At 71.1% G+C, this 23,704-nt stretch carries 16 protein-coding genes; 8 read left to right on the top strand and 8 right to left on the bottom strand.

Going from position 1 to position 23,704, the window contains the following annotated elements; all coding sequences use genetic code 11:
- Positions 1 to 110 precede the first annotated feature (110 nt).
- Positions 111 to 1,547, top strand: a complete 1,437-nt coding sequence (locus tag ASF68_RS15055) for an NAD(P)H-quinone dehydrogenase (protein ID WP_056012877.1) — start codon at positions 111 to 113, stop codon at positions 1,545 to 1,547.
- Positions 1,548 to 1,570: 23 nt separating this feature from the next.
- On the opposite strand, the gene ASF68_RS19240 is transcribed toward ASF68_RS15055, so the two are convergent.
- The 3 genes from ASF68_RS19240 to ASF68_RS15040 all read right to left on the bottom strand — a co-directional run bounded on the left by ASF68_RS19240 (position 1,571) and on the right by ASF68_RS15040 (position 5,770).
- Positions 1,571 to 3,208: a LuxR C-terminal-related transcriptional regulator gene (locus tag ASF68_RS19240; RefSeq protein WP_157580479.1), complete on the bottom strand. Its 1,638-nt coding sequence runs from the start codon at positions 3,206 to 3,208 to the stop codon at positions 1,571 to 1,573.
- A gap of 54 nt (positions 3,209 to 3,262) precedes the next feature.
- Positions 3,263 to 5,023 carry a biotin carboxylase N-terminal domain-containing protein gene (locus tag ASF68_RS15045; protein WP_056012871.1) on the bottom strand — a complete coding sequence of 587 codons (1,761 nt, stop codon included), beginning with the start codon at positions 5,021 to 5,023 and terminating at the stop codon, positions 3,263 to 3,265.
- Positions 5,024 to 5,119: 96 nt separating this feature from the next.
- Complete coding sequence (locus ASF68_RS15040) at positions 5,120 to 5,770, bottom strand: nucleoside triphosphate pyrophosphatase (RefSeq protein WP_056012868.1); 651 nt, start codon at positions 5,768 to 5,770, stop codon at positions 5,120 to 5,122.
- A gap of 61 nt (positions 5,771 to 5,831) precedes the next feature.
- On the opposite strand from ASF68_RS15040, the gene ASF68_RS15035 reads away from it, so the two are divergent.
- The 4 genes from ASF68_RS15035 to ASF68_RS15020 all read left to right on the top strand — a co-directional run bounded on the left by ASF68_RS15035 (position 5,832) and on the right by ASF68_RS15020 (position 10,168).
- Positions 5,832 to 7,136, top strand: a complete 1,305-nt coding sequence (locus ASF68_RS15035) for a class I SAM-dependent RNA methyltransferase (RefSeq protein ID WP_056012866.1) — start codon at positions 5,832 to 5,834, stop codon at positions 7,134 to 7,136.
- 77 nt (positions 7,137 to 7,213) lie between these two features.
- Positions 7,214 to 7,870, top strand: a complete 657-nt coding sequence (locus ASF68_RS15030; RefSeq protein WP_056012862.1) for a response regulator transcription factor — start codon at positions 7,214 to 7,216, stop codon at positions 7,868 to 7,870.
- Positions 7,860 to 9,110: a sensor histidine kinase gene (locus ASF68_RS15025; protein ID WP_157580016.1), complete on the top strand. Its 1,251-nt coding sequence runs from the start codon at positions 7,860 to 7,862 to the stop codon at positions 9,108 to 9,110. Before ASF68_RS15030 ends, ASF68_RS15025 begins: the two co-directional genes overlap by 11 nt.
- On the top strand, positions 9,107 to 10,168 hold the full coding sequence (locus ASF68_RS15020) for a hypothetical protein (protein WP_056012859.1): 1,062 nt from the start codon (positions 9,107 to 9,109) through the stop codon (positions 10,166 to 10,168). Before ASF68_RS15025 ends, ASF68_RS15020 begins: the two co-directional genes overlap by 4 nt.
- A gap of 348 nt (positions 10,169 to 10,516) precedes the next feature.
- Here the strand turns inward: ASF68_RS15020 and ASF68_RS15015 are convergent, their stop codons facing one another.
- A complete protein-coding gene (locus ASF68_RS15015; protein WP_056012857.1) occupies positions 10,517 to 10,768 on the bottom strand; it encodes an acyl-CoA carboxylase subunit epsilon in 252 nt (83 codons plus the stop codon).
- On the bottom strand, positions 10,765 to 12,366 hold the full coding sequence (locus tag ASF68_RS15010) for an acyl-CoA carboxylase subunit beta (RefSeq protein WP_056012855.1): 1,602 nt from the start codon (positions 12,364 to 12,366) through the stop codon (positions 10,765 to 10,767). Before ASF68_RS15010 ends, ASF68_RS15015 begins: the two co-directional genes overlap by 4 nt.
- Positions 12,367 to 12,506: 140 nt before the next feature.
- Between ASF68_RS15010 and ASF68_RS15005 the strand changes: the two genes are divergently transcribed.
- Entirely contained in the window at positions 12,507 to 13,295 is a 789-nt protein-coding gene (locus tag ASF68_RS15005; protein ID WP_056013450.1) for a biotin--[acetyl-CoA-carboxylase] ligase, read from the top strand.
- Here the strand turns inward: ASF68_RS15005 and ASF68_RS15000 are convergent.
- A complete protein-coding gene (locus ASF68_RS15000) occupies positions 13,279 to 14,091 on the bottom strand; it encodes an EI24 domain-containing protein (protein ID WP_056012853.1) in 813 nt (270 codons plus the stop codon). The two genes, ASF68_RS15005 and ASF68_RS15000, sit on opposite strands and share 17 nt — an antisense overlap.
- Positions 14,092 to 14,190: 99 nt before the next feature.
- Here ASF68_RS15000 and ASF68_RS14995 point away from each other — a divergent pair, with 99 nt between their 5' ends.
- A complete protein-coding gene (locus tag ASF68_RS14995; protein WP_162235762.1) occupies positions 14,191 to 14,757 on the top strand; it encodes a PH domain-containing protein in 567 nt (188 codons plus the stop codon).
- A gap of 128 nt (positions 14,758 to 14,885) precedes the next feature.
- Positions 14,886 to 16,031 (top strand): 5-(carboxyamino)imidazole ribonucleotide synthase, encoded by a 1,146-nt coding sequence (locus ASF68_RS14990; protein WP_056012849.1) that lies wholly within the window; start codon positions 14,886 to 14,888, stop codon positions 16,029 to 16,031.
- Between the two features lie 40 nt (positions 16,032 to 16,071).
- Here ASF68_RS14990 and ASF68_RS14985 read toward each other — a convergent pair whose 3' ends face one another.
- Positions 16,072 to 17,907, bottom strand: coding sequence for a sulfite reductase subunit alpha (locus tag ASF68_RS14985; protein ID WP_082498706.1), 1,836 nt, complete (start codon positions 17,905 to 17,907; stop codon positions 16,072 to 16,074).
- A gap of 23 nt (positions 17,908 to 17,930) precedes the next feature.
- On the bottom strand, positions 17,931 to 23,507 hold the full coding sequence (locus tag ASF68_RS14980) for a glutamate synthase-related protein (protein WP_235526838.1): 5,577 nt from the start codon (positions 23,505 to 23,507) through the stop codon (positions 17,931 to 17,933).
- Between the last annotated feature and the right edge of the window lie 197 nt (positions 23,508 to 23,704).

The following is a 23,704-nucleotide window of genomic DNA, read 5'->3' as shown; positions in this document are numbered from 1 at the left end:
GGCGGGGCCGGACCCCAACCGTGCGGACCCCGCTCATCCGTGCAACGCGGTCGTCGCCGGAGCGCGGAACGGGTTTGGTCCCGCCCCTGGTCGCGCGCGAGAATGGTCGCATGGCCTACGAGTTCGAACGCAAGCAGCGAGTGGCGATCATCGGAGGCGGACCCGGCGGGTACGAGGCGGCGCTCGCGGGCGCCCAGCTCGGCGCCGACGTCACCCTGGTGGAACGGACGGGCGTCGGCGGCGCAGCGGTCATCACCGACGTCGTCCCGTCCAAGAGCCTCATCGCCACGGCCGACGCGGTCGGTGCCATCGGCGAGGCGGCGGATCTCGGCGTGCAGTTCTTCGTCCGCTCGGAGACCACCGGCAAGCCCAGCCGTCCCGAGGTCGCCGTCAACCTCGCCGCGGTCAACAAGCGTCTGCTCGGGCTCGCGCGCCAACAGTCCGAGGACATGCGGGCCGGGCTCATCCGGGCCGGCGTCCGGATCGTGAACGGCCAGGGACGCCTCGACGGCCCGAACGAGGTCATCGTCTCGACCGACCGCTCCGCCGGCACCGACTTCGACCGCATCGAGGCCGACACCGTGGTCATCTCCGTGGGCGCGAGTCCGCGGCAGTTGCCGTCGGCGTTGCCCGACGGCGAGCGCATCCTCACCTGGACGCAGCTGTACAACCTCACCTCGGTCCCCGAGCACCTCATCGTCGTCGGCTCCGGGGTCACGGGGGCCGAGTTCGCCTCGGCGTACACCGCACTCGGTTCGAAGGTCACGCTCATCTCCAGCCGCGACCAGGTCCTTCCGGGCGAGGACGCGGACGCCGCAGCGGTCATCGAGAACGTCTTCAAGCGCAACGGCATGACGGTGCTGTCGAAGTCCAGGGCCGACTCCGTCACCCGGACCGAGCACGGCGTCGTCGCGACCCTCTCCGACGGCCGGACCGTCGAGGGCTCGCACTGCCTCATGGCGGTCGGTTCGGTCCCGAACACCGCCGGCATCGGGCTCGAGGAGGCCGGCGTCCAGCTGACCGACTCCGGCCACATCCGCGTCAACCGGGTGGCACGGACGAGCGTCCCCAACATCTACGCCGCCGGTGACTGCACGACGTTCCTGCCGCTCGCCTCCGTCGCGTCCATGCAGGGACGCACCTCGATGCTGCACGCCATGGGTGACGCCGTGAACCCGACCGAGATCCGCAACGTGGCCGCGAACATCTTCACGCAGCCGGAGATCGCGACCGTCGGGTGGACCCAGAAGCAGATCGAGGACGGCATCGCGCAGGGCGAGATCTACAAGCTGCCGCTGGCGCAGAACCCGCGCGCGAAGATGATGGGCATCAAGGACGGCTTCGTCAAGCTGTTCGCCCGCACCGGGAGCGGCACGGTGATCGGTGGGGTCATCGTCGCGCCGAAGGCCAGTGAGCTCATCTTCCCGCTGGCGTTGGCCGTCGAGCAGCGGTTGAACGTCGACCAGGTCGCGCGGGCGTTCACGGTGTACCCCTCGCTCACCGGGTCGATCACCGACGCCGCGCGGGCCATGCACATCGTGGAGTAGCCCGGCCGGTCGCGCTCACCGGCTCAGGCCGGGCGGTTGGCGAGCACGATCCTGGCCACGGCGACGCGCGAGCGCACCGACCACGCGGTGAACACCGCGCTGAGGTGCTTCTCCACGGTCTTGCGGGAGATCCCGAGTGTCGCGGCGATCTCGTCGTTCGACAGTCCGTCTGCGACGAGCTCCGTGAGGTCCCGTTGCCGCGGCGTCAGTGGCACCGTCGGGACGGGGACGGCGCTCAGCGGAAGGGTCGCCGGCAGTCTCGACGGGAGCTGGCGCCGGGACACGATCCCGAACGCCGCGAGCACCCGCGTCACGTGGGCGTCGACGGTCCGGGAGGAGAGCTGCAGGACCGACGCGATCTGCGCCGTCGAGTTGCCCTCGGCGGAGAGCAGGGCGACCTCGCGCTCGCGGGGTGACAGGCCGTCCCAGCCGGATCCCGCGATCGGCGCGAGACGTCGTCCGATGGCCTTCAACTCGCGGGCGGCCGATCGGGTGGCCGCGGTGTGTCCGCCACGGTCGGCCTGCTCGGCGAGGGCGGACAGCTCGCGCACCGCCTGGGTGCGGTCGGACATCGCGATGAGCGCGCGGGTGGCGAGGATCTCCCCGATCCCCGCCTCGAGCATGCGACCGTCCGCGAGCGCCCGCGTAGCCGCCGTCCGGGCGAGGGCGAGGGCACTGCCCGGATCGCCTCGCAGCAGTTCCAGCTTGCACTGCATGCGCAGGATCGCCGGGCCGGGCACCCGTCGGTCGACGTCGTCGGCGATGAAGCCGATGAGACGTTCCAGCTCGACGACGTCACCGTCGACGAACGCGCTGGCGACGAGCAGTTCGATCGCGAGGGCCCGGTCCTGGACGGACAGCCCGCTGAAGTCGTTCCCGGACGCGCTCCGAGCCAGGGCGGCGGCACCGTGGTCGTCGGCGAGGGCGGCCAGCCCGTACCCGACGAGGAGGTAGCAGGTCGTCTGGAAGGCGCCCGTCGGCTCGGGGATGGCCTGGCGGACGCGCCGAGCGAGGGTCCGGGTCGCACCCTGCTCGGCCCGGTTCCCCGCGACGAGACACTGGACGGCCTCCGCGTAGAGCGTCGTCGGCTCGCTGGAGGCCCGTTCGAACATGACGAGTGCCGCCGCCTCGGCCTCGGCGACGCGGCCCTCGTTGAGGAGCAGCCGAGCGACGACGCCGTCGACGAGCGTGCGGAAGAGTCGGGTGGGCGTTGCGGCGATCTCCTCGCTGAACGCGTCGGCAAACCGGCGCGCCACGTGGATCAGCACGTTGACGACGGCGCCTTCGACGAGCAGGTAGCCGACGAGCCAGGCGATGGACGGCTCCAGGTCGCCACCGGCCTCGACGAGGGACATGGCCTCCTCGAAGCACCCCTCGAGGATCGAGTCCGGTGACCGGTCGGACCCGAGCGCGAGCCCGGCCGCGCCGAGCGCGAGGAGTCTGGTCGTCCGGTCGGCACCCGAGGACGCGGCGACGGCCGCCGCCGCGTCGTGCTGGCAGCCGAGGAAGTCCGCGGCCGTGAAGCGCGCGTAGGAGCGGAGCGCGAGGAGTCGAGGGTCGGCACCACCACCCGGCACCGACTCGAGCAGGGCGATCGCTCCGGAGGCGTCGAAGTTCGCCACACGATCCAACGCGTCTTCGAGGAGGTCGGCTGCTGACACCTGCTCAGCGTATCGCCGCCGTGAGCCGGGCGGCGCCGTCGACTGAACGGCGGGTCAGCTGATGGTGAGCAGTTGGTGCCCTGAGGAGACGGTCGTGCCGACCGTCGCGTCGATCGCGCCGACCGTACCGTCCTTGTGCGCGGTGATGGGCTGCTCCATCTTCATCGCCTCGAGGACGACGACGAGGTCGCCCTTCACCACGACGTCGCCCTCGGCGACCGCGAGCTTCACGATCGTCGCCTGCATCGGGGCGGAGACCGCGTCGCCGGTCGCCGCGGAGACGACCGTGGAACCGCCGCGACGGTGCGGGGCCGGGGCGGCGACGGGTGCGCCGACGTTCAGCCCCAGCTGGCCACCCGGGAGACTGACCTCGAGCCGCTTGCCACCGACCTCGACCACCACGGTGGATCGCGTCGCCGGCACCTGCTGGGCGTCGATGGAGCCGTCCCACGGTTCGATGTCGTTGACGAACTCGGTCTCGATCCAGCGCGTGTACACGCCGAAGGTGCCGTCCTCCGCGGTGAACGCCGGGTCGCGGACGATCTTCCGGTGGAAGGGGATCACCGTCGGGAGTCCGGCGACCTCGAACTCGTCGAGGGCGCGGCGGCTGCGCTCGAGCGCCTCCTCGCGGGTACGACCGGTGACGATGATCTTGCCGAGCAGGGAGTCGAAGGCGCCGGAGATCGTGTCGCCGGCGGTGACGCCGGAGTCGAGGCGGACGCCGGGGCCACCGAAGGTCTTGAAGACGTGGATGGGTCCGGGCTGCGGGAGGAAGCCGCGTCCCGGGTCCTCACCGTTGATGCGGAACTCGAAGGAGTGGCCGGTCGGCTTCGGGTCGTCGTAGTCGAGCACGCCGCCCTCGGCGAGACGGAACTGCTCGCGGACGAGGTCGATGCCGGTGACCTCTTCGGAGACCGGGTGCTCGACCTGGAGTCGGGTGTTGACCTCGAGGAAGGAGACGGTGCCGTCCTTGCCGATGAGGAATTCGCAGGTGCCCGCACCGAGGTAGCCGACCTCCTTGAGGATCGCCTTCGACGCCCGGTAGAGCTCGGTGTTCTGCTCCTCGGTGAGGAAGGGTGCCGGTGCCTCCTCGACGAGCTTCTGGTGGCGGCGCTGCAGCGAGCAGTCGCGGGTGGAGACGACGACGACGTTGCCGTGCGCGTCGGCGAGGCACTGGGTCTCGACGTGCCGCGGCTGGTCGAGGTACTTCTCCACGAAGCACTCACCGCGTCCGAACGCGGCGATGGCCTCACGGGTCGCGGACTCGAAGAGCTCGGCGACCTCCTCGCGTTCGCGGGCGACCTTGAGGCCGCGTCCGCCGCCACCGAAGGCCGCCTTGATGGCGACCGGCAGGCCGTGGATGTCGACGAAGTCGAGGACCTCCTCGGCGCCCGAGACCGGGTTGAGGGTGCCGGGCGCGAGCGGGGCACCGACCTTCTCGGCCACGTGGCGGGCGGAGACCTTGTCGCCGAGGCGTTCGATGGCCTCCGGCGACGGCCCGATCCAGATGAGGCCGGCGGCCGTGACGGCGCGCGCGAAGTCGGCGTTCTCGGCGAGGAACCCGTAGCCGGGGTGCACGGCGTCGGCGCCGGACCGTCGGGCGATGGAGAGGAGCTTGTCGATGACCAGGTAGGTCTCGGCGCTCGTCGTCCCGTCGAGGGCGTAGGCCTCGTCGGCGAGGCGGGCATGCATGGCGTCGCGATCCTGGTCGGCGTAGACGGCGACGGAGGCGATCCCGCTGTCCTTCGCGGCTCGGATGACGCGGACGGCGATCTCGCCACGGTTGGCGATGAGGACCTTGGTTATACGTGGCACAGTCCACGAGCCTACCGGGCGGGCCGGGTCGGCTTTTGGACCACACGCACAGAAAAGCTGGTGGAACGACGTGCGACTCCTACAAGGGCATCAGCGTCAGAGGGCTCCGGCGCGGTTGCGGAGCGCATGCCAGTCGTGCCCGAGGGTGCGGACGAGACGCCGGAGCGTCGGCAGGGACAGGCCGACGACGGTGGACGGATCGCCGTCGATCCGGGTGATGAAGGCTGCACCGAGGCTGTCGATGGTGAACGCTCCGGCGACCTCGAGCGGCTCACCGGAGGCGATGTACGCGTCGATCTCGGCATCGTCGAGGTCGTCGGCGAAGGACACCTCGGCCGAGGCGACGGCACCGACCCCGACCGGCGAGGGGCGCGTGCCGTCGATGAGCCAGTGGCCGGAGTACAGCGTCCCGGTCCGCCCGCGCTGTGCCCGCCACCGCTCGCGTGCCCGCTCGGCCGTGTGCGGCTTCCCGTGGACGACGCCGTCGAGGACGAAGACCGAATCGCCCCCGAGGAGGAGGCCGACCTCGTCGCCGCGATCGACGACCACCCGCAGTGAGGCCTCGGCTTTCGCCCGGGCGAGGAGTGCCACGACCGCCTCCGGGGTCAGCGGCGCTCCGGCGGCGTGCGTGGCGTCCGCGACCGCCTGGTCCTCGTCGACCGACGACGGGACGACGACCGGTTCGATGCCGCTCGACCGCAGCAGCGCGAGCCGGGCCGGGGACGTTGAGGCGAGCGTGAGACGCACGGCGGTTCCTTCCGGGAGGACGGTGGACCCCCGCCGGTCACCCGTGTGACATGCTCGACGCATGAGCACGACGACTGGACGCACCGTGGAACTGGACATCACCAACGTAGCCCACGGGGGTGTGTTCGTCGCTCGGCACGAGGGCCGCGTGGTCTTCGTCCCCGACACCCTGCCCGGTGAGCGGGTCAGGGCCCGGATCGTCGACGAGAACGAGAAGCGCTTCTGGCGCGCGGAGACTCTGGAGGTCCTCACGCCGTCCGAGTACCGCCGCCCCCACGTGTGGGCCGAGGCCTCCGTCGACCGCGAGCCGGGCGAACGGGCCGGCGGTGCCGAGTTCGGCCACATCGATCTGGCCCACCAGCGTGCCCTGAAGCACCAGGTCCTGGCCGAAGGGCTCGAGCGCTTCGCCGGGGTCGCACCGGAGTTCACCGTGTCCGCGGTGGACGGCGAGACGCCCGACGGGACGCGGTGGCGCACGAGGGTCTCACTGCACGTCGACCAGCACGGCAACATCGGTCCCTACGCCGCGCGGTCCCACCAGGTCGTCCCCGTCGACGACCTGCCCCTCGCGATCGAGGCCGTCGCGGACGCGGCGCGGCTCGAGGAACTGCCGCACGGCACCACGTCGATCGACATCGTCGCCTCCTCGACCGGAGCCGTCCGTGTCCTCACCCGCGCCGACGAGGCCGGAGGCGGCGACCGGCGACGCGGCGGCGGCCGTGGTCGACGCGGCGGCCCGAAGCCGGTCCGTCCGGCGGCCGATCCGATCCGTGAGCTCGTCGGCGACCGCGAGTTCATCGTCGACGCGAACGGGTTCTGGCAGGTCCACCGCCAGGCCGCGACGACCCTGCAGCAGGCGGTCTCCGACGCGATCGACGACGCGCGCTTCGACGCCCGCGCCGCGAACCTCGACCTCTACGGCGGTGTCGGGCTGTTGGCCGCCGGCGTGGCCGACCGCTTCGGCTCCACGACGCGCATCACGACCGTCGAGAGCGACGAGCGCGCCACCGAGTACGCGGGGGAGAACCTGTCCGAGTGGGTCGGCGCGCAGGCGGTCACCGCCAAGGTCGACGCCTTCCTGCGGTCGGAGATCGCCTCGGGCAGCCGCATCGAGCGTTCCCGCTACGCCACCGCGACGGTCGTCCTGGACCCGCCGCGGTCGGGCGCCGGCGCGGAGATCGTCGCGATGCTCGGCGAACTGCGCCCCGCGTCGATCGTCTACGTCGCCTGCGACCCCATCGCGCTCTCCCGCGACGTGGCCCTGCTGGCCGAGCAGGGGTACGAACTGGGCCACCTGGCCGCCTACGACCTCTTCCCGAACACCCACCACCTCGAGGCCGTCGCCGGCTTCACCCGCACGGCTTGAACGGCGAGCACCCGGGCGGACCGACTCGCTCCACAGCCGTCCCGCCCGACGGGTCCGGCACTCGCTACGATGGTGCCGTGGTGACCGTCGCAATCATTGATGATCACGAGTCCGTCCGGCTCGGGATCGAAGCGGTGTGTGCGCACGCCGGGTATCAGGTCGTGGCGAGTGCCCCGACCGCCGTCGAGTGCATCGCCGCGCTGAACGGAGTGGTCCCCGACGTCGTCGTGCTCGACCTATCCCTCTCCGACGGCAGCACCCCGACGACGAACATCCAGGCGGTGCAGGCGGTGGGCGCGCACGTGCTCATCCACTCCATCGCCGACCGGGTGGCGCTCGTCCGCGAGGCGCTGGCCGCCGGGGCGTCCGGGGTGATCCCGAAGTCGTCACCGACGGACACCGTCATCGCCGCCATCGCCACCGTCGCCCGCGGCGAGGCGCTCAACAACATCGAGTGGGCCAGTGCGATCGACGCCGACAGCGACTTCGCCCGCGCACAACTCGGTCGGCGCGAGCGCGACGTGCTGCACCTCTACGCCTCCGGCCTGCCGCTGAAGACCGTCGCCATGCAGCTCGGGATCGCCTACTCGACGGCCCGTGAGCACATCGACCGCATCCGCGTGAAGTACGTCGAGGTGGGCCGTCCGGCACCGACGAAGGTCGACCTGCTCCGCCGCGCGGTCGAGGACGGGATCCTCCCCGGCCTCGATCAAGGCGGGACGGATGTCTCCTAGCTTCCGGGCACCGACCAGGCATCCCGCGATCCCCGCGGACACGAAGGATGCCCAGGCTCAGCGCCGGATGCTGAACACCGCCAACTTCGAGCGCCTCCTCGGCCGATCGGTCGCGATCATCGGGCTCGTCTTCGGCCTGCAGACCGCGTTCACCACCCTCGGCCAGGGTGTCCAGATCGACGGCTGGATCGGCGTCCTCTACGTCGTGGCCGTCTTCGGGTCCATGGGGGTGGCCATCGGCTGCTGCTTCTTCCTGTGGCACCATCGGCTCGCATCCGGCGTCTTCGCGGCGGTGTTCTTCGTCGCACTGCTCATCTGGCCCGCGGTGAACGCACCGGCGCCGGCCGACATCAACCAGGAACCCTGGATCTGGTACCTCTGCACGATCGCGGTCGCCTTCGCCTGTGTCCCGCTCAAACTGCGCGGAGCGATCGTGTACCTCCTGGTCACCTCGTTCATGTACGGCGTGAACCGCATCATCGACGCCGACTTCGCGCCTGCCTCCTGGGAGATCGGGACGCTCGACGCCTCGTACGCCACGATCATCGGCGGGCTCATCGTCGTCCTGGTGGGCCTCTTCCGGGTGTTGGCGGGCCGGGTCGACGTGGCCAGGGCCGCCGCGCTGTCGACGTACGACGCCGCCGTCAAACAGCACGCCACGGAGGTGGAGCGGGTCGAGGTCGATTCGATCGTGCACGACAGCGTCCTCGCGTCGCTGCTCGCGGCAGACCGCGCGATGACCCCCAAGTCCGAGGCGCTCGCGGTGATGATGGCCAGGGTCGCCATCGAGCAACTCGAGGGGGTCGGCGCGCCGATGACCAACGAGGACGAGGTCACGGGCCTCGCGGAACTCGTCGAGCGCCTGCGCGGTGCGGCGTCGATGCTCGGCGAACCGTTCACGGTCACGACCGAGGGGGCGTCCGGCCGGGTGCTCCCCGTGACGGTCGCGAACGCGGTGTACTGGGCGACGGTGCAGGCGATGGTCAACAGCGTCGAGCATGCCGGCCAGGGCGTCGCGCGGAGCCTGGCGATCGAGGGGACGGTGTCGGGCGGGGTCTGCGTGACCGTCAGCGACGACGGGGTCGGATTCTGCCCCGACGCGGTCGCCGAGGAACGGCTCGGCCTCAAGGTGTCGATCGTCGAGCGCATGGCCGGTGTCGGAGGCCGCTCGACCGTGCTCTCCCGGCCCGGTGAGGGAGCCGTCATCCGGATCGAGTGGTCTCCGGAGGACGCCTCATGACCCCGGCCCCGCGGTACGCGCTCGTCATCCTCGCCGCCCTGTTCTCGGCCTACCACCTGCTTCGTGCCGCCTTGACCCTCGAGACGCCGCGTGAAGCCGTGCCGGTGCTCATCGCGATGCTCGTCTACGCCGTCGCGAGCGTCCTGAGCCTCTGGCCGATGGGATCGACCCGGATGCCCTCGTGGCTCGCCAGCCTCAACCTCGCGACCGCCATCATCGTCCCCCTCCTCGTGACGAGCCAGCTGGACCCCACCCGGAACAACGGCTACGCCACCTGGCATGTGGCCTCGATCGGGACCCTGATGACGATCACGGTGGTCCGGCAACGCGAGTTGATCGCCTACCTCGGGATTATCTTCCTCACCGTGCAGTCCCTGGTCTGGGCCGGCCCCGGCCTGGCGCTCGGCATGGGCGTGACGGGGAGCCTCATCTGGGTCGTCCTCGCGAGCGTGCTCACCCGGTCGATCGCCGGCGCCCAGCACGACGCCGAGCGACTCACCCAGGCGGAGCACGCGACCTCGGACTGGCAGGCAGCCCAGTACGCCCACGTCCACGAACGACGGCGACGCCTCAGCCAGACGGGTCGGCTCGCCACACCGATGCTGCGCACGATCATCGCGAACGGTGGCAGACTCTCGGTCGCCGATCGGACCGAGTGCCGGACGCTGGAGGCGAGCCTCCGCGACGAGATCCGGGGCCGCCACCTCCTGAGCGACGCGGTGCGCGCCGAGGTCCTCGCCGCTCGTCGTCGGGGCGCGGTCGTGAACATGCTCGACGAGGGCGGTCTCGAGGAGCTGGACGCCGAGGTCCTCGACGCGATCCATGCGCAGATCGCCGAGACGCTCGCGGCTTCGGCCGCGACGCGCCTCATCGTGCGGAGCGTGCCGGACGACGATCGCGTCGCGGTGACGGTCGTCGGGCTGCGTGCCGTGCCCCCGGTTCCCGGCGTCGCGCCGGGCCCCGACGACGATGACGAGGACCTCGACGTCTGGCTCGAGATCCCGCGGGACGGATCGCGCGCCGACCTCGGACGCCAGGCGGCCGCCGAAGCGGAGTGATCCTCGAGCGGGAAGCTCAGACGACCATCGCGAGCTGCAATCGATCGGCATGGGCGTCCGTTCAGCACACCCACGTGAACGAGAAGGAGGGCCAGCACCCGATGCTGGCCCTCCTTGGAGTTCGTGGGTCAGAGCGGTAACCCGAATACCGCTCTGACCCGCCCCCGAACTTCTGCCCGCTTACCCTAGATGGAGCAGAAGCTGGTGAAGTGGTCTCGATGAGACTCAACTCTCGAGAATGATCTTCCCCCATCAGGGGTACCCCCGACAGTCGGCACTATGGAGGACATACCCGTCCCCCACGGTGGACCGGGAAGACGAGCGCTCCGTGGAGGTCGTCGCGGGCGCTCAGCCCGTGAACGCGCGCCAGTGACCGGGACCCGGGGTGATCCCGCTGCGCAGCTGGCGACGCGTCCGTTCCCAGGTCGACGGGATGCGCGGCGGCGGCGCGGTGTCGGCGTCGCGCATCGCCTGCTCGGCGATCGCGACGCTCAAGACGGCGGTCAGGGCCGCGATCTCCTCGTCGTTCGGGGCGCCCCGCACGATCCGGAGGTCGATCGCCGAGGGTTCCGTCGTGTCCGGCCGGCCGGTGTCGCTCACAGCGGGATGTTCCCGTGCTTCTTGGCGGGCAGGCTCGCGCGCTTCGTCCGGAGCGCTCGCAACGCCTTGATGACCGAGACGCGGGTGGCTGCGGGCTCGATCACGCCGTCCAGCTCGCCGCGCTCGGCGGCGAGGAACGGGCTCGCGACGTTGTAGGTGTACTCGTTCGCCAGGCGGGTGCGCACCGCCGCGACGTCTTCGCCGGCCTCTTCTGCCCGCTTGATCTCGCCGCGGTAGAGGATGTTGACGGCGCCCTGACCGCCCATGACGGCGATCTCGGCGGTGGGCCAGGCGAGGTTGATGTCGGCACCGAGCTGCTTGGAGCCCATGACGATGTAGGCGCCGCCGTAGGCCTTCCGCAGGATGACGGTCACGAGCGGCACGGTGGCCTCGGCGTAGGCGTAGAGCAGCTTCGCGCCGCGCCGGATGACACCCGTCCACTCCTGGTCGGTGCCGGGCAGGTAGCCGGGGACGTCGACGAGGGTCAGGATCGGGATGCTGAACGCGTCGCAGAAGCGGACGAAGCGGCTGGCCTTCTCGCCGGCCTCGATGTTCAGGGTGCCGGCCATCTGGGACGGCTGGTTCGCGATGACGCCGACGGAGCGGCCCTCGACGCGGGCGAAGCCGATCACGATGTTCGGGGCGAAGAGCGGCTGGACCTCCAGGAAGTCGCCGTCGTCGACCACGTGCTCGATGACCGTCTTGACGTCGTACGGCTGGTTCGGGGAGTCGGGGATGAGGGTGTTGAGTCGGCGGTCCTCGTCGGTGGTCTCGAGCTCCACCTCGACGTCGAAGACGGTGGCTTCGGCGAGGTTGTTGTCGGGCAGGAACCCGACGAGGGTCCTGGCGTAGTCGAGGGCGTCCGGCTCGTCGCTCGCGAGATAGTGCGCGACACCGGAGCGGGTGTTGTGGGTGTACCCGCCGCCCAGCTCCTCCATGCCGACGTCCTCGCCCGTGACCGTCTTGATGACGTCGGGGCCGGTCACGAACATCTGGCTGGTCTTGTCGACCATGATGACGAAGTCGGTGAGGGCGGGGGAGTAGACGGCGCCACCGGCGGCCGGACCCATGATGATGGAGATCTGCGGGATGACCCCGGACGCCTGCGTGTTGCGGCGGAAGATCTCGCCGTACTTGCCGAGGGCGACGACACCCTCCTGGATGCGGGCGCCGCCCGAGTCGAGCATGCCGATGATCGGGACGCCGGTCTTCAGGGCGAGGTCCATGATCTTGATGATCTTGTCGCCGGCGACCTCGCCGAGCGAACCGCCGAAGATGGTGAAGTCCTGCGAGTACACGGCGACCTGTCGACCGTGGATGGTGCCGGTGCCCGTGACGACGGCGTCGCCGTACGGCCGCGAGCGGTCCATGCCGAACGCCGTGGTGCGGTGCCGCACGAATTCGTCGAGTTCGACGAAACTGCCGTGGTCGAGCAGTTGCTCGATGCGCTCCCGCGCGGTGAGCTTGCCCTTCTTGTGCTGCTTCTCGATGGCGGCTTCGCCGCTCGCCGTCACGGCTTCGTGATAGCGGTTCTTGAGGTCGGCGAGCTTCCCGGCCGTCGTGTACAGGTCAGGGCCGGAGGCGGTTTCGTCGGTCACGCTTTCACCTTACCCGGTGGCCCCCCGGCGAACCCGTTGACGATCGCGTACAAGCACCATCGAGATCCGTTGTCGACATCGGCCAAGCGGACGTGCGTGCGTCGGGGGCTCGGACGGCGCTCCTCAGTAGGGTGGTCGGCATGGATCTGCCCAGCACCGCCGCCCTCGTCCCGCGCCTCGAGATCCTCGAGCACGCGGGCTCGACCAACGACGAACTCGCGATCAGGGCCCGCGAGGACGGCGGCGGCTGGCCGGACCGTTCGGTCGTCGTCACCGATGACCAGCGCAACGGGCGGGGCCGCCTCGGTCGGGTGTGGACGACGCCTCCTGGAGCCTCGCTCGCCGTGTCCATCCTGCTCCGGCCGGTCACGCCGTCCGGCCGACCCCTCGGGCTCGAGGCCTACGGATGGCTACCGCTGCTCGCCGGAGCCGCCCTGGCGTCGTCGCTCCAGGATCTCGGGGTGCCCGCCGGGGTGAAATGGCCGAACGACGTCCTCGTCGGTGGTCGGAAGGTGTCCGGTATCCTCTCCGAACTGCTGCCGACCGGCGACGGTGCCATCGTCGGCACCGGGATCAACCTGCGGCAGCGAGCGGGCGAACTGCCGACGGACCGGTCCACCTCGCTCCTGCTCGAGGGGCTCGCCGACCCGGATCCCGACACGGTCCTCGCCGGGTACCTCCGCGCGTTCGGGCGGCTGTACGACGCGTACCTCGAGGCGTCAGGCGACGCCGAGGCCAGCGGTCTCCGCACGACGGTCACGGAACACTGCGTGACACTCGACAGTTCGGTCCGCGTCGAGTTGCCGGGCGGCGGGACGTTGACCGGTACCGCCGAGCGCATCGACCCCGATGGGCGGCTCGTCGTCCGGCCGAGCGACGGTGGCGCCCCGGTGGCCGTGGCCGCCGGCGACGTCACGCACGTGCGCTGAGCGGGCCGTCCGCCTCGGCGAGCGCTCGACGGGCGAGCACCGTTGCACCCGACACGGCCGCCGGCATCACCAGGACGGACAGGACGGGGACGAGGAAGAGCACTGCGACGGCGGTCCCGAACCCCAGGGTGCGGGACCGTCGCTTGGCGAGCGCGCGCCGCCGCTCGCGCACCGACAACCCTCTCGCGTCGAAGGCGTAGCCGGTCAGCTCCAGGGTGAGGAACCAGCCGCTCACGACGACACCCGCCACCGGGACCACCGTCTGACCGATGATCGGGATGAACCCCAGCAGGAAGAGGACGGCCGCCGTCGGGATGGTGAGCAGCAACAGGCCGAGGGAGCGCCCGATGCCGGTCAGGAGCCCGCGCCAGGCCGACTCGCCGGACTCCGCTGGAGCGTCGCCGAGTGAGCGTTCGACGTCCGCCCAGATCCGCTCGTAGAACGGGTCGCCGACGAGCAGGGTCACGGCGGCATAGGCGTACAGCATGACCACGACGGCGACGGCGATCAACGCGACCGCGGCGGCGACCCGGACGGACGAGCGGTACGGCTCGTCCCAGGTGTCCGCGAACGGTGTCGCCCAGTCGACGATCGCCGCCGCGTTGAGGCCGAGGACGACGAGCAGCGCGACGAAGACGACGCCCACGATCGCCGCTGGGACCATGCCGAGCAGCATCCGTTTCGGCGAGGTGCCCCACAGTCGGAAGCCGCCGAGGAGGACGCCGACCCCCTCGAAGAACGATGCGAAGACGCCGGGAGGCCGGCCCGTGGGTGCGGTGCTGTCGGCCGGTTTCACGCCTTCATGCTAGTCGGAGGCCGACACCCGCCGATCGGGATTGCCGACGGGCGGGGTGGGAGCAGGCGGCGGGTTCCGACGACTGCTAAGAATGGGAACATGGCTGATCCCGGTATGACGGGGCCGGGCCGGCCGGCCCCTCCCGCGGCGGCGACCGAACGTGTGGTCGCACGCCTGCGTCCGCATGCCCGGCGGCTCCTGCTCCCCGCCCTCCTCCTCATCGCGGTGAGCGGTGTCGGAGCGTACGTCTTCGGTTCGTTCGACCTCGAGTGGCAGAACTGGGCCGTGCTCATCGGCGGCGGGGTGATCGTGCTGTTCGCCTGCGTGCTGCCGTTCGTCGCCTGGCTGTCCGTCCGCTACGTCATCACCACCCGGCGACTCATCGTCCGCCGGGGGTTCTTCGTCCGGTCCCGCCAGGAGCTCTACCACGCACGTGGGTACGGGATCACGGTGCACAAGAGCTGGGTGCAGAGCGCGTTCGGCAGCGGCAACGTGCGCGTCACCTCCGGTGGTGAGCTGCCGGTCGTCCTGCGGGACGTTCCGGGTGCCGTCCTCGTCCAGAACGCCCTCCACGAGCTCGTCGCGGAGAACCAGAGCATCGCCGCCCCCTATCCGGCCGCCCAGTCGTCCGGACAATCGCCGACCCAGCCGCCCGTCCGCCGCTGACCTGACCGGGTCCGACCCGGCCGGTACGATGTTGGAGTCGGGGCTCAACCGATCCGTCTCCGGATCCGCCCGTCCCGCCTGCCGTTACGAGACCCACCGGCCGGTCGCCGGAGAGCTGGAGTGAACCCATGAGCATTCGCGTCGGAGTGATCGGTGGCGGTCAGCTGGCCAGGATGATGGTGCCTGCGGCGATCAACCTCGGACTCGACATCCGCGTGCTCGCCGAGCAGGAGGGCATGTCCGCCCGGTTGGCGACGGTGCAGGTGGGCGACTACCGCGACGCCGACACCGTCCTCGCCTTCGCCGAGACGGTCGATGTGATCACCTTCGACCACGAGCACGTCCCGCAGCACGTCCTCCGCGCCCTCGTCGACGCCGGGGTCCAGGTGCACCCCGGGCCGGACGCGCTCGCCGTCGCCCAGGACAAGCTGCTCATGCGCGAGCGGCTCACCGAGCTCGGGCTCCCGGTCCCGGACTGGGCGCGGGTCCACGACCAGGAGGAACTCGCCGCCTTCCTCGCCGAGCACGGCGGCAAGGGCGTCGTGAAGACCCCGCGCGGCGGCTACGACGGCAAGGGTGTTCGGGTCGTCCACGGCCCGAACGAGGTCGACGACTGGTTCACGGCGCTGTCGGAGGACGCCAACGGCGGCGCGCTCCTCGTCGAGGAGCTGGTGTCCTTCCGACGCGAACTCGCCCAGCTCGTCGCCCGCCGGCCCTCGGGCGAGGTGGTGCCGTGGCGCGTGGTCGAGACGGTGCAGCTCGGCGGCGTGTGCAGCGAGGTCATCGCTCCGGCGCCGGGATCCGCCGGACGCCTCGCGGACACCGCCGAGGAGATCGCCGTCACCGTGGCGACCGCGCTCGGGGTCACCGGCGTCCTCGCCGTCGAGTTGTTCGAGACCGACGACGACCGCCTGCTCATCAACGAGCTCGCCATGCGTCCGCACAACAGCGGGCACTGGACGCAGGACGGCAGCGTCACGAGCCAGTTCGAGCAGCACCTCCGCGCCGTCCTCGACCTGCCGCTCGGATCGACGGGGTGCCACCGCGACTGGACCGTCATGGTGAACGTGCTCGGCGGACCGACCGAGGGCACCCTCGACGACCGGTACCCGCAGGTCCTCGGCGCGCACCCGGTCGCGAAGGTCCACACCTACGGCAAGGATCCGCGGCCCGGCCGGAAGGTCGGCCACGTGAACGTCGCAGGCGACGAACTCGACGACGTCGTGTACGAGGCACGCGCCGCGGCCGCCCTGCTCGGCGCCGAGAACGCCTGATCGGCGCCCTCTGACGAGCCCAGGGACCGGAGCGCGGCTCCTAGTAGACGTCGCGGATGTACCGCTTCTCGCGCTTCAGCGTGTGCACGTACTCCGCGGCGGCCTCCATGGACCGGCCGCCGTGCTCGGCGATGAGGTCGTGCAGCGCCTGGTCGACGTCCTTCGCCATCCGTGAGGCGTCTCCGCAGACCGCGAAGTGGCCGCCCTCCTCGAGCCAGGCGTACAGCTCCTTGCCGTTCTCACGCATGCGCGTCTGGACGTACACCTTCTCGCGCTGATCGCGGGAGAAGGCGAGGTCGAGGCGGTCGAGGACCCCTCCGGTCAGCAGCTCACCGAGCTCGTCCTCGTAGATGAAGTCGTGCGCCCGGTGCTGGTCGCCGAAGAACAACCAGTTCCGACCGGTCGCGCCGCGTTCACGACGCTCCTGCAAGAAGGACCGGAACGGGGCGATGCCCGTGCCGGGACCGACCATGATGAGCGGGGCGTCGTCGTCGGACGGGACGCGGAACGCCGCGTTCGCCGAGACGAAGATGCCACTCGTCCCGCCCTCGGCGACGCGGTCGGCGAGGTGCGTCGAGGCCACACCGCCGTGCATGCGGTCGCCCACCGCGTAGCGGACGCTCGCGACCGTGAGGTGCACCCGTCCGTCGGCCGCGAGCGGGCTGGACGAGATCGAGTACGCACGGTGCTGCAGCGGGCGCAGGACGTCGACGAGGGTGGCGGCGTCGAACCGGACGGAGGTCGACCGCAGGAGGTCGAGGATGTCCCGGTCGCGCAACCACGAGTCGAGCGTCTCGGCCTGGGCGAGCGCCAGGATCCCGGCGAGCTCGGAGCCCGGCGAGCGCTCGGCGAGCTCCGCGACGAGGTCCTTCGACGGGGTGCGGATCTCGAATCCGTTGGTGAGTCGTTCCGCGAGCGTCGAGCCGTCCACGGCGTCGTCGGGATCCGCATCGAGTTCGGCGATGATCGCGTCGACGAGGGCCGGGTCGTTGCTCGGCATGACGCCGAGGGCGTCACCGGCGGCGTATTCGATACCACTGTCGGCGAGGTCGAACTCGTAGTGTCGGATCTCCTTCGAGGAGGCCGCGCCGGAGAGGACCCGGTTGACCGCGAGCGTCGCCCCGAAAGGCGTCTTCCGGGTCCAGGGCGACCGGGTGCGGCCCGGTTTCTTCGCGGGGGCGGCGGCCGGGACGGCCGGGGTCGCCGCGCCGTCGGCGGTCGCCGGCGCGAGGGCGCCGAAGAGCGACAGGGCCTGGGTCGTCCACGCCGCGGCGGGCTCCTCGTAGTCGACGTCGCAGTCCACGCGGGCGAGGACACGCTCCGCACCGAGCTGCTCGAGGCGCGTGTCGATGAGCTTCCCGGCCTGACAGAAGCCGTCGTACCCGGAGTCGCCGAGGGCGAGGACCGAGAACTTCAGGCCGTCGAGTCGGGGAGCGGTGCTCGCCTGGAGCGCCTCCCAGAACAGTTCGGCGTTGTCCGGCATCTCGCCCTCGCCGTACGTCGAGGTGATGACGACGAGGTGACCCATCGACGGGAGCCGGTCGACCTCGACGTCGTCGAGACCGGTGGTCGTCGTCGCCACCCCGTACCCGGACGCCGCGCGACCGAGGTCCTCCGCGATCGCCTCCGCGGTGCCCGTCTGGGTGCCGACGAGGACGTGCAGGGCCAGCTGCGGGGTGCGTGCGGCCGCTTCGGCACCGTCGACGGTGCTCGCACGGACGCCGGCCAGGAACCCGGCGAGCCACACCCGCTGCTCCGGGCTGAACGGTGCGTCCTCGGGGATGAACGGGTCGTCGGTGCTGCTCCCGAGCGCCGCGAGCGCCTCGAAGAGCACCGGGCGGGGCCCGACGGCGGACGGGGTCCGTGTCTCGCTCATGATCCCTTCCAGACCGGGCGCGCTCATCGGCGGCCCGCCAGTGTCAGCTCGGCCAGGGCGGCCGATGCAAGGAGTGCTTCGGTGCCACCGGTCGCACCGGATCGGGCCCGGTTCTTCGCGTGCTGGTGCATGATCCACCCGGTGGTCCCCGGGTGGTCGATCGACCGGACGTTCCGCAGGCGCAGCGCCTCCGTGTAGTCGTGCAGTCGTTTGGCGGCGATCATCGCGGCCAGGGCCGTGTCGTCGTAGCGTTCGAGCAGCTCGCGGGCCGCCCGTTGCACCCGCTGCATGACGAAGAAGTCCTCGGTCAGGATGAGCGTGCGGACGGCCGCCTGCACCGTCGGGTGCGCGGGGTCGTCGACGCCGGGGGTCCTGGTCAGAGCGACCTCCTGGGCGAGCTTGAGCACGGTGTAACTGGTGAGGAGCGCGTACACGTCCTGCGGGTCCGCCGCGGGCTCGCCCAGACCCGGTGCGCGACCGCCGCGGACCGGTCGGCGGTCGCGGTAGTCGAGCTTGAAGGTGCGGAGCTGTTGCGCCGCGAGCGCGGCACCGAGCTCGTCGAGGAGCTCCTTCCGGCTCTTCGCCGCCAGGATGGCGTCGCTGTCCTGGTACAGGAGCAGCGCGCGGGGCATGCCGAACACGAAGTGGTGCCTGGCCGTCGCCCAGTCGGCGAGCAGCCGGGACGCCAGCGGTGAGCCGGTCGCCTCGACGTGCCAGTCGAGCAGGAGGAGCACGGCCGCCTCGTGGAAGGCCGCCTGCTCGCCCTCGGTGATCGATCCGAGGAGGAGCGAGTCGGCACTGACCTTGCTGGGCAGTTCGCCGCGCGGGTCGTACTGGTAGACGAAACCGCCACTCATGCCGTTGCCGAAGCCGCTGCCGAAACCGCCGAGGTTCAGCACGGCGCCGTTGGTCATGTACTCGCAGGCGTAGTCGCCGACGCCCTCGACGACCGCGGTCGCCCCGGAGTTGCGGACGGCGAACCGGTCGCCGGCCTCGCCCTGGACGAAGGTGCGCCCACCGGTGGCCCCGAAGAGCGCGAAGTTGCCGATGAGGACGTTGCCGCCGGGCTCCGTGCTGCCGCCGCCGGGGGAGAGGATCGCGATGGTGCCGCCCGAGGCGCTCTTGCCGACGCCGTCGTTGCAGGTGCCGGTGTGCCGCCAGTGCAGGCCGTCGACGCAGAACGCCGCGTAGGACTGCCCGGCCGAGTGCTCGGTCCGGATCGTGACGGTGTCGGCGCCAAGCGACCGGTGGCCGCGATCGTCGGTGACGACCGAGGGGGTCGCCGCCGCCTGCGCGTCGTCGAGCTCGTGGTTCAGCAGACGTTCGAGGTCGATCGCGAGCTGCCCGCCGACGGAGCGCCAGCGGTTGCCGAGCCGGATCCCGCCGTCGCCGTCGGTCGCGCCGAGGTCGATCGTGGTCCGACCCTCGTCGAAGAGCCCGGCCCGCACCCGCTCGATGAGCGCGTCGTCGAGGGTGAAGTCCTTCTCGAGGTACACCGGGTCGGTGACGACGACCTCGGGGACGACCGCGAGCATGGCGCGCAGGTCGAGGTCGGCGACGGCGGCCGGGTGGTCGACGAGGTGGAGGAGGTCGGTGCGGCCGCGGGCCTCGCGCAGCGAGCGGAGCCCGAGGATCGCGAGCCGCTCACGGACGTCGTGCGCGATGTTCAGGAGGTACTGCGCGAGCGCGCGGGGGTCGCCGTCGAAGGTCTCCGGGTTCGTCGTGAGACCGGCCGGGCACTTCACGTTGCAGTTCTTCGCCATGACGCACTTCAGCATCATGAGCGCGGTGGTCCCGAACTCGAAGCTGTCGCCGCCGAGGAGCGCCGAGATGACGACGTCGCGACCGGTCTGGTGCGCCCCGGAGCACCGCAGCGTGACCTTGGAGCGCAGGCCGTTCGCGCTGAGGGCCTGGTGCACCTCCGCAATGCCGATCTCGGCGCTGCGGCCGGCGTACTTCAGGCTCGTGACCGCTGCCGCACCCGTGCCGCCGGTGTTGCCGGCGACGTTGATGACGTCCGCACCGGCCTTGGCGACGCCGACGGCGATCGTGCCGATGCCCTCGGAGGAGACGAGCTTGACGACGACGCGGACCCGAGCCGCCTTGCAGTCGTGGATGAGCTGCGCGAGGTCCTCGATCGAGTAGGTGTCGTGGTGCGGCGGCGGGGAGACGAGCTCGATGCCGGGGGTGCCACCGCGGGCGGCGGCGATGTCCACCGTCACCTTGGGCGCCGGGAGCTGACCGCCCTCGCCGGGCTTCGCGCCCTGTCCGATCTTGATCTCCAACTCCTGCAGCATCGGGTCGGCGAGGTAGCCGGCCCAGACCCCGAACCGGCCGGAGGCGAACTGCTTGATGCGTGAGCCGCGGATCGTCCCGTAGCGCGAGAGGTGCTCGCCGCCCTCGCCGCTGTTCGACATCCCGCCGACCATGTTGGTGCCGTGCGCGACGGCTTCGTGGGCGGTCGCCACGAGGGCACCGTGACTCATCGCCCCGGAGGCGAGCGCGCGGGTGATCTCGCTGGCGGGCTGCACGAGGTCCGTGGAGATGCTCTCCTCGCCCTCGACGAGCATGGAGAAGTAATCGTCGGCCGAGCCGACCGCTTCGACGATGAGGTCGCCGCCCGAGATCCAGTGGCCCGTGACTTCGGAGCCGAACCGGCGGACGTAGTACTCGCCGAGCGCCGAGACGCGGGCGAGGTCGCCCGCCAGCGGGCCGGTGAGCTGCAGGCGGTGCCGTCCCTGGTCGGTCCGCGTCGCCCGCAGACCGCGCACGACGATCGAGGAGTTGCCCACCGGGCCGAGCCGGTCGAGCTCGCGAGCGAACTCCTCCGGGGTGGTGAGGCGGGTGATGTCCTCCGGGAGGACGAGCACGTCGCGGAGTGCGGCCGGGCGTCGGCGCCGCTCGGTCGTCATCGACTGGACGAAGGAGCGGTACCCGGGGGTGATGGTGAACGCGTCGATCTCGTCGTCGTCGAGCGCGTCGAAGGAGGTGTGCTGGTAGGCGTCGTCGTCGATCCCGAAGGCGTCCTCGAGGTCGCCGATGGTGTGGAGGCGCAGCGGGTCGTCCCCGAGCGTGCCGCCCTCCCGGTCGACAGCCGCGGTGTCGACGCGGGGGAGCTGCACCGCCTCCTCGGTGAGGTCGACGAAGCCGCGGACGGCGGTCGTCCCGTAGGAGTGACCGGCCCCTTCCGCGCGCTCCTTGAACAGACCGAGGAGCGGCACGTCGGCCTCGGCCGTGGTGGTCAGGGCGCGCCGGTGCCAGGCGCTCGCCGTCCGGGCGATGCCGGCGAAGCCGACACCACCGACCGGGGCGCGCAGGTGCGGGAAGGCGCGGGCGAGCACCGGGTCGCTCGTGTCGAGGTAGTTCGGCTCGAAGAACTCTCCGCCGATGTAGCTCTCGACGGTGCACAGGCCCACTCGGCCCATCGTCTTCAACAGCGACTTCTCGGCCGCGGCGGCGAAGCGGTGGAACGCGGCGTCGGCCTCGTCGGGGTGCTTCTGCTCAGCTCGCAGCCGGACCGCGAGCGGGTGCACCGCGGACGCGCCGAAGCCGAGTGCCGACGCGACGTGGTGCGAGGACGGCAGCTGGCCGCTGTCCACGACGACGGAGACCCGGAGCCGGAGCCCGTCGTCGATCAAGCGTTGGTTGACGGCCGCGACGACGAGGATCAGCGGAAGGGCGGCCGCCTCGGTGTCGACGCCGCGGTCGCTGAGGATGGCGATGCCGCCGTTGACCGCCGCGAAGGCGGCGACCTCGGTGGCCACCCGCTCGACGGCGTCCTCGAGCGCGTCGGCGTTCGCCTGCGCGTCGGCCTCGGGGCGGTAGAGGATGTCGAACCAGCCGACGGGGGACTCCTGCTGCGTCCCGAGGCGACGAAGCTCGTCCTCGCTGATGATGGGCGAGCGGAGGATGAGCTGCTTCGTGCCGACGGTCCCGCTCCCGGGCTTCGCGCCGAGCGCCACCCGGAGGGTCATGCCGTCGGCCTCACGGATGCTGTCGAGCGGCGGGTTGGTCACCTGGGCGAACCGCTGCGAGAAGTACTTCGCCAGACCGCCCTCCTGGTCGGACAGCGCGTTGATGGCGTTGCCGTACCCCATGGCGGAGATCCGCTCCTTGCCGGACGCCAGCATCGGGTCCGTCATGAACTTGAAGCTCTCCTGGTTGAGCGAGTAGGCGACGTAGCGCTGCACCTGGCCGAAGCCGCCGCGGTACGGGAACGCCTCGTCCACCGCTGCTGCGGAGCTGGTCTGGCCGTGGTCCTCGAGCGCGTCGAGCTCGACGGCGGCCGCGGCGAGCATCGCCGGGTAGTCCTTGCGTGCGGCGAGCAGCTCGAGCGCCTCGCCCGTGCGGAGGCGCGTGCCGGTGCGGTGGTCGTAGGCGAGCATCCCGCCGGCTTCGATGCGTCCGCGGTGGACGACCTCGTCGTCCGGGAACGGGAGCTGTCCGGCCTCCGAGGTGACGCAGAGGTACTCCTCCGTCTCGACGCTGCGCAGGGGGCGCAGTCCGAGGCGGTCGAGGCGGGCGCCGACGGTCGTCCCGTCGTTGAAGATGAGCGCCGCCGGGCCGTCGTTCTTCTCCTCCACGAGGGAGAAGTACTCGAGCATCGCCCGCACCTCGCGGCTCAGCGTGCGGTCGTTCTCCCACGCCGGCGGCATGACGGACACGACCGCCTCGAGGAGTTCCAGTCCGTCCTCGACGACCCGGCTGTGGAGCGTCTGGTCGAGCCGTGAGCTGTCCGACTGCCCCCTGGCCCGGATGATCCTCCGCCCGCGCGACGCCGCGAGCGCCGTCTCGGACAGTCGGTTCTTCCGGTCGGTGTTGAGTTCGCCGTTGTGTGCCATGAGACGGAACGGCTGTGCCATGGACGGGTGCGGTGCGGTGTTGGTGGAGAAGCGCGTGTGGAAGGCCAGGGTGCGGACGCGGTGCAGCGGGTCGGCGAGGTCGGCGAAGTAGGGGATGACCTCGCCGGCGTTCAGTCGTCCCTTGAGCACCTGGGTGCGCATGCTGAGCGACAGCGGGTACAGGCCGTCGAGCGTGAGGTCGGTGTAGGCGACCGCCTCGATCGCGAGCAGGGCCGCGTGGGCGCGTCGGTCGAGCTCCTCGACGGTCGCGTCATCGGTGGACGCGAAGACCCACTGGCGGATCGGGAGCTGGTACGGCACAGCCTTCGGGCGGAGGACGGCGTCGACCGTCGGGACGGCGCGGGCCAGCAGGACGGTGAAGCCCGCCTCGCCGAGAGCCCGCTCGATGAGGGCCTCGGCGTCCGCGGTGCGGCCGTGGTCGACCGGCAGGAAGACGTTCGCCACGCCGAACCGGCCGGCGACGAGCTGCTCGCCGACGAGCGCGCTGAAGAAGTCGACCGAGAGGTCGACCTGGACCCCGGCGCCGTCACCGACGCCCTCGGAGGACATGCCGCCGCGGTGCGGGATGGCGCAGAGGGCCGTGTCGCCCAGGGCGATGACGTCGTGGCTCTGCACGCCGTCCTTCCGGGTGATGAACCCGACGCCGCAATCGCTCTTGTCGGTCTCGCGATCGACGAGGTCGGGACGGGGTGCTGCTGCGGACGCGCGCGGGCGCGGTGGGACGGAGGAAGAGATCACGACGGGGTACCCCTCGGAATGCGGGCGCTGGACGGCCCGGAGACGGTGAGATGACGGGACCGGGTCTACGTCGCTGGAGGGTGGGTCCGTGTCGACGCGGGCGCTGGGTGCGGCGGCCGTCGTCTGCATGAATGGAGGTGTACCGATAGTAACCGTGCCGTCACGCCCACTCAACCGTAATCGGCCGAACCCGGTCG

Source organism: Plantibacter sp. Leaf314, from assembly GCF_001423185.1.
Lineage (GTDB): Bacteria > Actinomycetota > Actinomycetes > Actinomycetales > Microbacteriaceae > Plantibacter.
The sequence above is the reverse complement of the archived record's forward strand: the minus strand, read 5'-3'. Positions and strand labels throughout refer to the sequence as shown.

What these genes read in the sequence shown, in the direction of transcription:
- ASF68_RS15020 (WP_056012859.1), top strand. Translation starts at nt 9,107, where the DNA reads ATGACCCCGGCCCCGCGGTACGCGCTCGTCATCCTCGCCGCCCTGTTC.
- ASF68_RS15025 (WP_157580016.1), top strand. Translation starts at nt 7,860, where the DNA reads ATGTCTCCTAGCTTCCGGGCACCGACCAGGCATCCCGCGATCCCCGCG.
- ASF68_RS14990 (WP_056012849.1), top strand. Translation starts at nt 14,886, where the DNA reads ATGAGCATTCGCGTCGGAGTGATCGGTGGCGGTCAGCTGGCCAGGATG.
- ASF68_RS14995 (WP_162235762.1), top strand. Translation starts at nt 14,191, where the DNA reads ATGGCTGATCCCGGTATGACGGGGCCGGGCCGGCCGGCCCCTCCCGCG.
- ASF68_RS15055 (WP_056012877.1), top strand. Translation starts at nt 111, where the DNA reads ATGGCCTACGAGTTCGAACGCAAGCAGCGAGTGGCGATCATCGGAGGC.
- ASF68_RS15005 (WP_056013450.1), top strand. Translation starts at nt 12,507, where the DNA reads ATGGATCTGCCCAGCACCGCCGCCCTCGTCCCGCGCCTCGAGATCCTC.
- ASF68_RS14985 (WP_082498706.1), bottom strand. Translation starts at nt 17,907, where the DNA reads ATGAGCGAGACACGGACCCCGTCCGCCGTCGGGCCCCGCCCGGTGCTC.
- ASF68_RS15035 (WP_056012866.1), top strand. Translation starts at nt 5,832, where the DNA reads ATGAGCACGACGACTGGACGCACCGTGGAACTGGACATCACCAACGTA.